This window comes from Dactylosporangium sp. CA-139066 (genome assembly GCF_050936175.1).
In the GTDB taxonomy this organism is placed as follows: domain Bacteria; phylum Actinomycetota; class Actinomycetes; order Mycobacteriales; family Micromonosporaceae; genus Dactylosporangium.
The window spans coordinates 2,915,000-2,928,213 of sequence record NZ_JBNJNH010000001.1 but is presented as its reverse complement, the minus strand read 5'-3'; the positions used below and the strand labels follow the sequence as shown (position 1 = coordinate 2,928,213).

The 13,214-nt window shown below is 72.1% G+C and carries 9 protein-coding genes; 2 read left to right on the top strand and 7 right to left on the bottom strand.

The window, feature by feature from the left end; genetic code table 11:
* Positions 1–11: 11 nt before the first annotated feature.
* Together ACQEVU_RS13445 and ACQEVU_RS13440 are read left to right on the top strand one after the other, a co-directional pair.
* Positions 12–5,564 (top strand): SDR family NAD(P)-dependent oxidoreductase, encoded by a 5,553-nt coding sequence (locus ACQEVU_RS13445; RefSeq protein ID WP_433323194.1) that lies wholly within the window; start codon positions 12–14, stop codon positions 5,562–5,564.
* A gap of 49 nt (positions 5,565–5,613) precedes the next feature.
* Positions 5,614–6,414, top strand: coding sequence for an SDR family oxidoreductase (locus ACQEVU_RS13440; RefSeq protein WP_433323192.1), 801 nt, complete (start codon positions 5,614–5,616; stop codon positions 6,412–6,414).
* Positions 6,415–6,441: 27 nt separating this feature from the next.
* On the opposite strand, the gene ACQEVU_RS13435 is transcribed toward ACQEVU_RS13440, so the two are convergent.
* From ACQEVU_RS13435 to ACQEVU_RS13405, 7 genes are read right to left on the bottom strand one after another with little or no spacing between them, the layout of a single operon-like run.
* Entirely contained in the window at positions 6,442–7,596 is a 1,155-nt protein-coding gene (locus ACQEVU_RS13435; RefSeq protein WP_433323190.1) for a 2-oxo acid dehydrogenase subunit E2, read from the bottom strand.
* Positions 7,589–8,599: an alpha-ketoacid dehydrogenase subunit beta gene (locus tag ACQEVU_RS13430; protein ID WP_433334918.1), complete on the bottom strand. Its 1,011-nt coding sequence runs from the start codon at positions 8,597–8,599 to the stop codon at positions 7,589–7,591. The genes ACQEVU_RS13435 and ACQEVU_RS13430 overlap by 8 nt, the downstream gene beginning before the upstream one ends.
* Positions 8,599–9,546 (bottom strand): thiamine pyrophosphate-dependent dehydrogenase E1 component subunit alpha, encoded by a 948-nt coding sequence (locus tag ACQEVU_RS13425; protein ID WP_433323188.1) that lies wholly within the window; start codon positions 9,544–9,546, stop codon positions 8,599–8,601. Before ACQEVU_RS13425 ends, ACQEVU_RS13430 begins: the two co-directional genes overlap by 1 nt.
* Positions 9,543–10,709 (bottom strand): glycosyltransferase, encoded by a 1,167-nt coding sequence (locus ACQEVU_RS13420; protein ID WP_433323186.1) that lies wholly within the window; start codon positions 10,707–10,709, stop codon positions 9,543–9,545. Before ACQEVU_RS13420 ends, ACQEVU_RS13425 begins: the two co-directional genes overlap by 4 nt.
* Positions 10,706–12,001 carry a glycosyltransferase gene (locus tag ACQEVU_RS13415; RefSeq protein WP_433323184.1) on the bottom strand — a complete coding sequence of 432 codons (1,296 nt, stop codon included), beginning with the start codon at positions 11,999–12,001 and terminating at the stop codon, positions 10,706–10,708. The genes ACQEVU_RS13420 and ACQEVU_RS13415 overlap by 4 nt, the downstream gene beginning before the upstream one ends.
* Complete coding sequence (locus tag ACQEVU_RS13410; RefSeq protein ID WP_433323182.1) at positions 11,998–12,342, bottom strand: phosphopantetheine-binding protein; 345 nt, start codon at positions 12,340–12,342, stop codon at positions 11,998–12,000. Before ACQEVU_RS13410 ends, ACQEVU_RS13415 begins: the two co-directional genes overlap by 4 nt.
* 18 nt (positions 12,343–12,360) lie before the next feature.
* Positions 12,361–13,206, bottom strand: a complete 846-nt coding sequence (locus ACQEVU_RS13405) for an alpha/beta fold hydrolase (RefSeq protein ID WP_433323180.1) — start codon at positions 13,204–13,206, stop codon at positions 12,361–12,363.
* Positions 13,207–13,214 lie beyond the last annotated feature (8 nt).

Here is a 13,214-nt window from a genome sequence, read left to right as displayed (position 1 = left end):
AGAGTCACGCGATGCCCGAGGAACCCATCGCCGTGATCGGCATGGCCGGCCGGTTTCCGGCGGCCATGGATCTGGCCGAATTCTGGCGCAACCTGGTCGACGGCCGCGACTGCGTCTCCGATCTCGACGACGAGGACCTGTTGCGCCGCGCCGAGTATCCCGAGTACCTCGCGCACCCCGGCTACGTGCGGCGCCGCCCGTGCCTGCCCGCCGCCGACCAGTTCGACGCGCGTCGCTTCGGTATGACGCCGCGGGAGTCCGAGATCCGCGATCCGCAGCAACGGGTGCTCCTCGAGGCCGTGCACGGTGCGCTGGAGCACGCCGGATACGACCCCGCCCGCTATCCCGGTGCGATCGGCATGTACGCCGGTACCAACATCAACCGATACCGGGTCGACCACCTGGAGCAGGCACCGCAGATTCGCGACGCGGTCTCGTTTCTGGCGCTGGAGATCGCCAACGCTCCCGACTACGTGGCGACCTTCATCTCACACCGCCTGGGCCTGCGCGGGCCGAGCATGACGCTGCAGACGGCCTGCTCGACCGGGCTGACGGCGATCCGGTCCGCGTGCCTGTCGCTGGCCCACCTCGAGTGTGACATGGCGGTCGCGGGCGTGTGCAGCATCGAGATGCCACTCGACTACGGCTACCTCCACCTGGAAGGCAGCATCCTCTCGCGGGACGGCACCACGCGGCCGTTCGCCGCCGACGCCGATGGCACCAACTTCGGCAGCGGCGTCGGCGCCGTGCTGCTCAAACGGCTGGACGCGGCGCTCGCGGACCGTGACACCGTTTTCGCCGTCATCCGCGGATCGGCCCTCAACAATGACGGCAACCGAAAGTCGGGCTTCACAGCGCCGAGCCCGGACGGCCAGGCGGACTGCATCGCCGAGGCGATCCGCCGCTCCGGCGTCGAGCCCGGCGATATCTCCTATGTGGAGGCGCACGGCACCGCCACCCGGCTCGGCGATCCTATCGAGATCGCCGGACTGACCGAGGCGTTCCGCCGCACCGCCGTGCAGCCGTTGCCGTCGGGATACTGTGCGATCGGCTCCGTCAAGTCCAACGTCGGCCACGTCGGCCAGGCGGCCGGAATCTGCGGGTTCATCAAGACCGTCCTCGCGCTGACGCACGAACGGATACCGGCGAACATCAATGCAATTCCCGTCAACCCGCGCCTGCACCTGGACAACACCCCGTTCACCGTCGCGACTGAGTCCCGGCCGTGGCCACGCACGCCGGCCGCGCCGCGGCGGGCCGGCGTGAGCTCGTTCGGCATCGGCGGGACGAACGCACACGTCATCCTGGAAGAGGCCCCGGCCCCGTCGCCGGTCGCGACGGTGGCCCACGACAGCGAGCTGATCGTATGGTCCGGGGCCGAGCCGGCCGCCGCGGACGCGCTCACCGGCCGGCTGGCCGAGGAGTTCGCCGATCTCGGTGGCCGGTCGTTCCGGGACGTGACATACACGCTGCGGGTGGGGCGCACCGAGTTGAAGCACCGGCTGGCGCTGGTGGCCACCGATGCCGCCAAGGCGGCCGGTGCGCTGCGGGACGGCACCGGCATCATCCGGCCCGACGGCGTCCGACGCGACGTGGTGTTCTGCTTCCCGGGGCAGGGCGCGCAGCACGTCGGCATGGCACATCGGCTGTACCGCAGCGAGACGACGTTCCGCATGCACTGCGACGCCGTGTTCGACATGATCGCCGAGGCCGACGACCGGGATCTGCGCGGGCTCTGGCTGGCCGGTGCCGATCCCGCCGCGCTCGCCGACACGACCGTGGCCCAGCCGCTGCTGTTCGTGCTCGAGTACGCGACGGCCAGGACGCTCATGGACTGGGGAATACGGCCCGATGCGCTGGCCGGCCACAGCCTCGGCGAGATCTGCGCCGGCGCGGTCGGCGGGGTATTCACCCTCGCTGACGCCGTCCGCGCGGTCACCGCCCGGGCCACCCTCATGGGTCGGATGCCGGCCGGGGCGATGATTGCCGTGAACGCATCCGAGCAGGGCACGCATGCCGTGCTCGGCCTGCCCCTCCCCGAAGGCGTCCACCTGGCGGCCGTCAACGCCGAGGATCAGGTGGTGCTCTCCGGCACGCCCGACGCGCTGGCGCCGGCCGCCGAGCGGCTGAGTGCCGCCGGCATCGCGTCGACCCCGCTGAGCACGTCGCACGCCTTCCACTCCCCCGCGATGGCGCCGGCCGCCGCGAGCTTCGAGGCGGTGCTCGCCGACATGACGCTCGCGCCGCCGGCCATCCCGATCGTCTCCGCGGCGACCGGCCGGCCCATGAGCGACGCCGAGGCGACATCGGCGAGGTTCTGGGCCGACCAGCTCGTCACCCCGGTCAGGTTCGCCGCGGCGGCGCGGGCGCTGGTGAGCGCGACACCCGCTTTCCTTATCGAGGCCGGTCCCGGCCGGACCCTGTCCGGCCTGCTGCGCGTTCATCCGGCGGTACGCGACACCGGCTCCGTCGTGTTGCCGGTCATGGATTCGGCGCGCGGCGATGCGGGCAGCACGGAACGGCTGCTGGGCCGGCTGTGGGTCGAAGGCGTTCCGGTGGATCTGATGCGCCGTGACGCCGCCGCCCCGGCCGGGCGCGTGCCAGTGGCCGGGTACCCCTACCAGCGGCAGCGGTTCTGGGTCGACAGGCCCGCAAGCCATCGGCCGCCGCGCGACAATGCATTGGTCGCGGACGCCAACGGCACGACGGCGAGCGCTTCGGCGCACCGTCCGGGTGAGGCCCCGGCATCCGGCGTCGACGCCGCGGTACCGCCGCAACAACCGCCCGAGACCGGCTGGTCGCTCGGTGCGCTGGACTGGACACGCAGTCGCCACGGCCACAGTGCGGCACTGCGGAGCACCGAGGACGCCGGCAACGGCGTGGTCGTGCTGCCCGCCTCGGCGGACATGGCCACCGTTGTGCGGGGTGCGGTGCAACGGGCCGGCTACCACGCCGTTCGCGCCACGGTGGGCGCAGGTCACGCCGTTGCGCCGCCCATCGGTATGGCGCTGGACGTCGACTCGGACGCCGCCTGGGACGAGTTGCTGCGGCGAGGCTCGGCGTCCGGCCCGTTGCGCATGGTCACGTATGCCGTGCCGTTCGGCACGCCGGCCGACGCCGGAGCGCAGAACATCGACCGACAGCTCGGTGATGGCTTCTACGGCGTGCTGGCATGCGCACGAGCCGTCGCGCGGGCGGCCCAGGCGGCGGCGCCGGTCCGGCTGATCATCATTACCAGCTACGCGGTGAACGTCACCGGCGCCGAACTGGTCAACCCGGCCACCGCTATGGTGATCGCGCTCGCCCGCACCATCGAGCAGGAGCACCCCGCGATCCGCTGCTCGATCGTGGATGCCCCACCGGGCACCTCCGAGCAGTCGCTCGGCGCCGCCCTCGCCGACGCGGTGCAGCCGCTGGTCGCGGTGCGCGGCGCGTCCGCCTGGACGCCCTCGCTACGCCCGCTGGGCCGCGCCGGCACCCGCGGTGCGCCGCTGCGCGACCGGGGTGTCTACCTGATCACCGGCGGGCTGGGCGGACTCGGCCTGGTCATCGCCAAGGCGCTGGCCGAGACGGGCCGGCGGCCGCGCCTGGCCCTGCTGGGACGTTCTGCGCCCGCGCCGGGCGAAACCCCGGCCGACCCGCGGATCGCCGATGCGCTGGCGGATCTCAACGACGCCGGCGCCGAAACCTTGACGGTCCCCGCCGACGTCAGCAACCGCGGTTCGCTCGAGGCCGCTATCCGCACGGTCGAGCAGCAGTACGGCGTCGTGCACGGTGTCGTACACGCCGCCGGCATCGCCGGTGGCGGGCTCCTGGCCCGCCGGGCACGAGCCGACATCGACTCGGTGCTGGCGCCCAAGGTGCACGGCACGCTTGCGCTGGAGGCATGTTTCGCCGGTCGCGCCCCGCTGGACTTCCTGATGCTGTTCTCCAGCGTCGCCGGCCTGGCCGGGATGCTCGGCAGCGCCGATTATGCAGCGGCGAACGGATTCCTCAACGCCTTCGCCGAACGGCCCGACCACCGTCACGCCGCGGTGACGGCGGTGAGCTGGCCGGGATGGTCGCATGTCGGGATGTGGGCCGAATCGACTCACGCCGCGCACCAGACGCCGGCAGAGCCGCCCCGGGCCGGCACGGCCAAACCGGCCGCCGGGACCGCCGCCGGGCAACCGGCCGACTCACCGCGGCCGGACTACGTCCGGACGCTGGACAAGAACACCGACTGGCAGCTCGACGAGCACCGCTTCGACGGCGTCGCCCTGCTGCCTGGCACGGGATCGCTGGACCTCGTCATCACGGCCGCCCGCGCCAGCGGGGTCCTGCCCGCCGATGCGGCGGCGGACCTGCGGGAAACCGTCTTCGTCACGCCGGTCAACGGCACCGAGCCGGTCGACCTGGGCGTGTTCTTCACACCGATGCCCGACCATGTCAGGTTCCGTGTCCAGTCGCGACCCGCCGGAGCCCCGGGGCCGTGGACGAACCACGTCAACGGGCACCTGCTGGCCTCGGCCGACGTGCCGGAGACGATCGACATCGCGGCGCTCAAGGCCCGACTCGAGCCCAGCGACGTGCCGGAGTTCGACGGGTGGGTCGAACTCGGCCCGCGCTGGCAGTCCTGGACCGGGCTGTGGCGGGGTACCGAAGAGCACCTGGCCGAGCTGCGGCTACCGTCGCCGTACGTCGACGACCTGGCCGAGCACCCGCTGCACCCGGCATTGCTGGACCAGGCCGGGATCGCGATCCTGTCCGCCGCATTCCGCGGCGAACCGAAGCAATACATGCCCTTCCTTTACCGCCGTCTCGTCCAGTTCGCCCCCCTGCCGGATCGGATTCTCGCCCACGGCCGCCTACGGCCGCCCCAACACGGGCTGCGCAGTCTCGATCTCGACCTGTACGACGCGGGCACCGGGCGGTGCCTGGTCCGGGTCACCGCCTACACCATTCGCGAGATCCGCCATGACGACTTCGCCCGTCAGCTCACCGCGCAGCCCCGGCCGCGGCGACCCGCCGGCGCGCTACGGCCGGAGCTGCCCGCACCCGTCGCGGCGCCGAGCGCGGCGGCGCGCGACAGCGACGTCGATCCGGCCGTCCTGTCGCCCCGGGACGGCATGACCGCGTTCCTGTCGCTGCTCGGCGACGCCTACCCGCCGGTGGTCGTCGTCAACCCGGCCGGGCCGCGCCTGCAGGTTCCCGGCGTGCCCTGGCGCGACGGCCCGCCCGCCGCCACGAACGGCACCGGCCCCGGCACGCCCGCGGACGTCGCGCAACCCGGCCCGGGAGCCGGCCGCGGCGGCACCTCGGCGCCCGCCCCGCCGGCGTCGCCGAACCACCACGGCGGTGACCTCCTCGACGCGCTGCGCCGGCTCTGGGTCGAGGCGTTGGGCGTCGATGACGTCGCACTCGACGACGACTTCTTCGACATCGGCGGCGACTCGCTCACCTCGGTGCAACTCAGCGCCAGAGTGCGGCAGATGTTCGGCGTCGACGTCAGCGCGGGCCTGCTGTTCGAGGCCAGCACCATCCGCCGGCTGGCCGAGGAGCTCACCGCCCTCGGTGTGCGCTGACCGCGGCCGTACAGCCACCGAAAGGGCATCCGTGAACGACAGCTATCGAATGTTCGCCCCGACCGTACTCAAGGGTGAGGTCGCCGTGATCACCGGCGGCGGGTCCGGCCTCGGCTACGCCATCGCGCGTGACTTCGTCGCGCTCGGCGCCGATGTGATCATCACATCCCGCTCGGCGGACCGGCTGGCCGCCGCCGAGTCCCGGATGGTCGGCGAGACCGGGCGCATGTGCGGCAGCGTGCCGTGCGACGTGCGCGACGACGACGACGTTCAGCGGCTGCACGACTACGTCCTGGCCCGGTCCGGGCCGGCCACGATCGTCGTGAACAACGCGGCCGCGAACTTCTTCATGCGGGCCGAACGGATGACCCGCCGCGCACTGGACACGGTCATCGATACTGATCTCAACGGCACCTTCAACGTCACGCGCGCATTCGTGCCCGCGATGCTCAAGGACCGCAGGGGTGCCATCCTCAACATCACGCTGCCGCTGCCGGAGCTCGGCTTCCCAGGATTTGCGCACTGTGGTGCGGCCAAGGCGGCGATCGTGTCGCTGACCGCCACCTGGGCATACGAATGGGGACCGCACGGCGTGCGGGTGAACGCGATCGCCCCGGGCCCCGTGCCCACCGAGGGCGTTGCCGCGCACATGCTCGCCACCGACGCCACGACGCAGGCGTTCGTCGACACCACAGACGACGTTCCGCTGCGACGGCTGGGCAACCCGTCGGACATCTCGGCGGCGGCGGTGTTTCTATGCTCGCCGCTTGCCGGCTGGATCACCGGGCAGAACCTCGTCGTCGACGGCGGCCTGTACCTCAACGTCGGCGCAACGCCCGGTGTGCTGTGACGGGCGACGGCCCCCTCCGCGGCATGGTCACAGGTCGTCGAGGCGGGGCCGGCGCTCAAGGATCCCCTTGATGCCTATGAGCAGACGCGTCGCGTCGGCGCCGTTGACGTACCGATGGTCGTACGTGGCGCCGACGATGACGTATGAGCGTTCGCCGAGCGTGCCGGTATCGGGGCGGAGCACCGGCTCGCGCTGCACGCCGGTCAGCGAGATGGCACAGACCATGCCCGGCGGGATGATTGGATGGTTGGCGACCACCTCATCGTGACCGAGCGACAGCAGCATCGCGCCGCCGGCCAGGTCGTTCTCCCGGAACCGGCCCCTGATCGAGGTGAGGCGATGAGCCATCAGGTCTCGTGCGATCTCACCGATCCCCCGCGTGTCGCACCCGCGCACCACCGGCAGGTACAGGCCGGTGCCAACATCGACCGTCACGGCCACGTTCACCGCAGAGGCGGCTCTCAACGTATGCTCGCCCGCCGGAGCGGCAAAACACAGCGGATGTTCACGCCCGAGGCGCCCCAGCGCTGCCAGCACTACCTCAGGCAGCCCGACGAGCGTCTTCAGGCGGCGGGTCGCCGCGCGGGCGAACTCCGCGGCCTCGTCGACGGCGACCTTCACCGCCACGAAGGCGCTCGGGATCGTGGCACGCGACCGCGTGACGACCGACGCGACCCCGGCCTGGCTGCGCGGCAGCACCAGCTCGTCCGCCGCCTCCGCGCCGGCGGGTCCCGCGGCGCGGTCCATCCCGGCCAGGCGTAACACGTCCGCCCGCCGGACCACGGCCAGTCCGAGCTGTCGCAGCCGCTGCACGTCCACGCCGATCTCCGCAGCCACCTGCCGCGCCGGCTCGGTCACCAGCACTCCCGCCGCGCCGGCGGTCGAGCCGGCATCCGTGTGGCCATCGGCCGGCGCGAGACTCGGCGCTTCCGGCGTCGCTCCCGCCTCGCCCGAGGCCGAGATGCGACCGATTACGGAGCCGGGGGAGCACTGCGAACCGGAGGGCAGCAGCCGCGACAGGACGCCGGCGGTGTCAGCGACGAGCTCTTCGGTGGCCTTCGACGTTTCGACGACCGCGATCGGCCGACCCGCGTCAACCGCGTCGCCGTCCTCCACGAGCCAGTCCAGCAACAGGTAGACCACATCGTTGCTGTTGAGCGTCGGTATCCGGATGTCAACCATGCAACGCCTCCACAACAGTGCGGTGAATCCAGTCGTCCTGCACCAGCACCAGCCGTTCCAGGTGCGGCGCCGCCGGAATCACCCGGTCGAGCGAGTGGACCAGGCGTACCTCGGGCGCAGCGCCACCGACGGTGGAGCGGATCCGGTGCGCCACCTCCGCTCCCCAGGTCCCACCGGCCGTGCCCTCCTCAACCACGACGACCGCACGGGCACCCGACAGCCACGGCCACAGCGGCTCGACGTCGAACGGATACAGGCGGCCGTACACGAACAGGTCACAGCCGATCTCCTCGCGAGCCAGCAGCGAGCGCATCGCTTCGACGCACCGCTCGGCGGTGCCTCCGCCGGCGATCAGCAGGCAGTCGCCGTCGACGCCGTCGGCGTACACGTGCGCCACTGGCGGCTGCGCCGGCACAAGCCCGAATCGGAAGACCTCGTCCACCACACCGTCGCGGCGCACCGGCCTGCCATAGAGCGCCTTGTCCTCGAAGAACAGGCACGGGCCACCGGTAGCGATCGCATGGCGCAGCAACGCGCCGCAGTCGTGGAACGGGCTGATCTCGTACAGCGTCAGATTCGGGACGCCGATGAAAAACTTCTGCAGGCTCTGGCTGTGCGTCGGCCCATATCCCCGGCCGCCGCCGACCGGGCACCGAACCACCATCCGCATGGGCAGGCGCTCGCCGTACATCGACACCGACTTGCTCGCGAAGTTCACCAGCTGGTCGAACGCCAGCGCCGCGAAATCACCGAACATGACCTCGACGACCGCCACGTCGCCGGCCAGCGCCAGCCCGGCGGCCGCGCCGACGATCGCCGACTCGCTGATCGGTGTCGTCAGCGCCCGATCGGGAAACCGGGTCGTCAGGCCCTTCGTCACGTTGAACGCGCCGCCGTACGGATCCGCGATGTCCTCGCCGAGCACGTAGGCGCGCGGATCGTCGGCCAGCAGCGCATGCAGGGCACCGTTCAAGTCCTCGCCCACCGTCCGGGCCCGCGGCATCACGCCACCCACCCGGCGGGCGGCCGGGCCGCCACCTCGGCCGCGACGGCGAGCACCGTCGAGCGTTGCTCGTCGTCGAGCGTGCGGAACTGCTGCGGAAACGCCGCCCGGTACAGCTCGTACCAGTCGTACCGCTCGGCGGCACGACGCATCTGCGGCGGCCGGGTGTCCCGTCCGGTGCTGTGCGGGCCGAGCCGGTGCGTACGGAACTCCACCACAGTCGGCCTCCCCGCATTGCGTACCTGTTCGACGAACGGGCCGACGACCGAACGGATCCGGTTCACGTCGATGTCATCGACCCGCACGTGCGCCAGCCCGAACGCCCGGGCGCGACCGGCGATCGTGCCCGCCATCTGCAGCCTCGTCGGGGTCGTCTGGGCGATGCCGTTGTGCTCGACGACGACCAGCAACGGCAACCGCCACAGCGCGGCCAAATTCAGCGCCTCGTAGACCGCTCCCTCACCCCACGTACCGTCGCCGATGTACACACAGGCCAGCCCGGCTGCCCCGGACCGCTGCAGATGCAGCGCCGCGCCCACCGCGACCGGCAGCGACTGGCCCTGAACGCCGGTCGACACAAACCGGCCGCGCCGGATGTGCTGACTGCCGCCGACGCCACCGCACACCGCACCCGCCCGGCCCATCAGCTCCGCGAGCAGGCCGGCCGGATCAGCGAAACGGGCCAGGTAGTGACCATGCCCACGATGATTGCTGAAGATGAAGTCGTCCGCACGCAGCAGGGCGCTCACCGCCACGGGAACGTACTCCTGGCCCAGGCAGGTGTGGGTGGTGCCGGCCAGACGCCCCTCCTCGAACAGCGTCTGCAGCCGCCACTCGAAATGCCGGATGAGCAGCAGCCGCCGCAGATCCGCCTCCGCCGGCTGCGACAACGCCGGTGGTGCCACCACGTCCTGGTCCCAGCCATCGACCGGCAAGGACGCCGTCACAGCCGCTCCCTTCCCGGTGCCGGAGCGAGCGTGCGCAGGTACCGCTCCAGCATCCCCTCGTCCAGACCGGACACGAACGCCGCGGCGGCCCGCCGTGACGCCTCCCGTACTTGCTGGGCGTACGCCTCGTCGGACAGCAACCGCGACAACGTCTCCCGCCACGGCCCCAGATCCTGCTCCGGCACCACCGCGACCGGATGGACCGTGCCCCCCTCGTAGCGTTCGATCGGCCGCACCGGCAGCACGTGGGGCTGACCGAGCATCGCCTCCGGCAGGCCGCCGACGTCGCCGGCCAGAACCGGCACGCCGTGCAGCAGCGCCTCGACCGCGGTGTACCCGAAGGTCTCATCCCACAGCGACGGCACAAGCAGCACCCGGCAGCGCCGCAACACCTCGGTGATGTCGTCGACGGCGCCGATGACCGTCACGTTCGGCCGCCGCCGCAGCCGGCGCAGATCCTCGGGGCCTGTCCCCCAGCTCGCCACTGCCAGGAACGGGACGTCGGCGAACGCATCGGCCAGGCCGAGAAACACGTCGATGCCCTTGTACGCGCACGCGTTCACCAGCGTGATCGCCTCGCCGCCCAGCACGGGGAACGGGCCCCGGCCGTACACCGCGGGATGGATCAGTTCCGACCGCATCCCGCCCCACCGTGCCAGATACGCCTGGGCCGCGCGGCTGACCGACACGATCCCCGCCGTCCGCCGCACCAGGCGGGTCGACGCCTTGCTGGGAAAGAACGCCCGCGGGCCGAACGGCAGTTGCTGCAGCGTATGCGCCAGATAGACGACACGGGTCGGCGCCGCCGTCACCGCGGCGCCGAGCATCAGCGCGCCCGGATCGTCGGACGGCACCAGAATCCAGTCCGGCCTGAACCGCGCCGCGACCTGCAGCACCTCGCGGACCAGCCGCGGGCCGGCCGTCACCGCACGGACGGACACGCCCCGCAGGCGGTAGGTCAACGCGTGACCGTCCTCGGCAACGTCCCCCGCGCCATGCCGGACGAGGTGGGCGCGCAGCTCGTCCTCGGAGACGAGCAGCGGCGCCACGACCAGGCACTCGTGCCCGCTCGCGGCCAATTGCTCCAGCATCACGCGGTTCGAGCGGTTCGCGCCCCCATAGGCGGGCGCGTGCGGCATGTTCTGCGCCAGCAGGACCTTCACCGCCCGGCCTCGCCTGATCCCGCGGCCGGCAGCCTACGACCGAGCCGACGGCGCTGTTCGGGGGAGAGCAGGGCCAGCTGCCGGCGCAGCCGCTGGGCCGGGCCCGCGGTGGGCGGCAGCGCCTCGAGTGCCTCCGCCGCACGCCGTGGCCCCGATTCCAGCTCGAGCTCCGGCGCCGGCGACGACCGACTGCGATCCCGGCTGGACAACCTCTCCGTGAGGGCCGCGCCAATGTCCGCCGGCGACCACCGAGCCGGATCGAGCCACGACGCAAGACCTCGGGCGGCGAGCCGCCGCGCGTTGTCGGGCCGATCCGCCCCATCGGCGAGAATCACCTGCGGCGTGCCGCAGCGCAGGGCACGGACCGCGGTGCCGATGCCGCCGTGGTGGACGATCGCCGCCACGTGCGGCAACATCAGCGCAAACGGCGCCTCCGGCAGCCACGTGACGCACCCCGGCAACCGCCGCGCAAGCAGGTCCCGATGTGGCGTCACGACGATCGCCGGCCGCCCGGCCGCCGCCACCGCGTCGATCGCGCTGCTGTAGAACGCCGGATTGAGCATGCGGCCGGTGCCGCCCGTCACCAGCACCGCCGACGGATCCGGCAGCGTCACGGCCACCGTGTCTTCCGGTCGCGCCTCGCCCCCCGGCGGGCTGAGGTCGTCACCGAGCACGAACCCGGCCAGGTCGACCCCGGCCGGGGCCCGCGTCCCGGCAACGTCGAACCAGCGCGGCCACAGGCCGAGCACACCGTCGGGCGAGCCGAACCAGGCTCGCCAGTCGCTGACCGGCAGGAGGCCGACCCGTGCGCGGACCGCATTGAACCCCTCCGCCAGCGCCGTTTCGACATGGCCGACGGCGAGCGGCACCACCTGCAGCTGCGCCGGCGACACCGCCACCCAGCATGCCGTAGATCCCAGCACCTCCGCGGCAAAGAGCACCGACGCGGCCGACGTGTGCCGCCCGACGAGGACGGTCTCGTCGTGGCGGTGCAGCCGCACAAGCGCCTCGGCCTCCCGGCGAACCTGTTCGAAAAGGCCGTGACGCAGGTACACCTCCCGCAACTGCGCGGGCCGTGCCGCACCGAGCAGATCCGGCGCGGAACTGTACGCCGTCGCCGGCGATGCGTCGCTGGTCGGCACGAACGAAAGCCCGGCCCGCTCGATCACCGCACCGCACGAGCCATCGGCCAGCACCATGATCTCGTGCCCGCGCCCGGCCAGCTCCCGGCCGATGCGCAGAAACGGCAGCAGGTCACCGGCGCTGCCGTGCGTCACCATGAGGAACCTCATCCCGACTCCGGCAGCGGGTCGGCAAGCTCGGCCAGCACTGCGAGCGCCGCCTCATCCGGCAACGCAGCCAGCCGCTCGGCGAGGTCGTCCGCATCCGGGCCCTCGGCCAGCTGCCGGCTGATCGCAGACGCCGCACGAACAGCCGTGAACGCATCCGCGAACAGGTCGGTCACCGGTAGCTCCACTCCCCACTCGGCGTGGACCCGTTGCAGGAACGAGACCAGATGCAGCGACTGCCCGCCGAGATCGAAGAAGTCATCGTCGTCGGCACGCGGGGGGTTCGGCAGGATCTCGGTCCACATCCGCACGACGGCCGCCTCAATGGCCCGCACGTTCTCCATACCCACAACGCCTCCTGCTCAGCTCGACGAACCGACCGGGCGCTGCGCCGGCGCCACCGCGCCGCCCGGCGCACGGCCCGCCGACCGGCCGCCGCCCAGCAGCCCACGGACCCGGCCCGCGATCGCCGGATAACAGACCGGACTCATCACCGCGTAATGACCGGCCGGCACCACCCACATGATCACCTCTTCGGCGAACGCCTCCCACGCATCACCGAACGGCTCGGCGTTGGCGACCGCCGCGCGGATCACGTGCAGCCGCCCCGGATACGGCGCCGGTACGTGCTGCGCCGACGCGCGCTCGTTCGCCGCACACACCCGCAGCATCCGGCCGAGCCGATCGATGCTGAACCGCGCCGGGAGGCGCCCCTGCTCCGCGCCGGCGGCCCGCACCAGCCGCAGCGCGTCGGGCAGCGCCAGACCCGTGAGGATTCCGGCGGGCAGGTCGATGTCGAGGACCTGATCGAGCAGAACCCGCCACGGGTCGCTGTCCAGCTCCGTGCCGTACAAAGGATCGCAGTCGATCAGCAGCACGGCCGGCGGATACCGCACCTCGTCACGCAGGAGCCGCGCGGTCTCCAGCGCCAGCATCCCGCCCATCGAATAACCCAGAAATACCGCGGGACCGCCGTAGGCATCGATGCCGCTCCCCGCGATCTCGGCGGCGTACCGCTCGACCATCGCCTCGACGGTGCGGTCGGGCTCCCCGCCGGCCAGGCCGATCGACTGTAGCCCGAACACGAGCCGGTCCGAGCCGATGTACAGCGCCAGCGCCCCGTACACTCCGGCGCTGCCGCCCAACGGGTGAAAGCAGTAGATCGGCGGCGTAGCCGTTCCCGGCTGCAGACGCAACAGTGACGTCACGCGCGGCG

Bases quoted from the DNA above. Each gene is read 5' to 3' on its own strand.
- ACQEVU_RS13440 (WP_433323192.1), top strand. From the start codon at position 5,614: ATGTTCGCCCCGACCGTACTCAAGGGTGAGGTCGCCGTGATCACCGGC.
- ACQEVU_RS13445 (WP_433323194.1), top strand. From the start codon at position 12: ATGCCCGAGGAACCCATCGCCGTGATCGGCATGGCCGGCCGGTTTCCG.
- ACQEVU_RS13410 (WP_433323182.1), bottom strand. From the start codon at position 12,342: ATGGAGAACGTGCGGGCCATTGAGGCGGCCGTCGTGCGGATGTGGACC.
- ACQEVU_RS13430 (WP_433334918.1), bottom strand. From the start codon at position 8,599: ATGCCGCGGGCCCGGACGGTGGGCGAGGACTTGAACGGTGCCCTGCAT.
- ACQEVU_RS13435 (WP_433323190.1), bottom strand. From the start codon at position 7,596: ATGGTTGACATCCGGATACCGACGCTCAACAGCAACGATGTGGTCTAC.
- ACQEVU_RS13415 (WP_433323184.1), bottom strand. From the start codon at position 12,001: ATGAGGTTCCTCATGGTGACGCACGGCAGCGCCGGTGACCTGCTGCCG.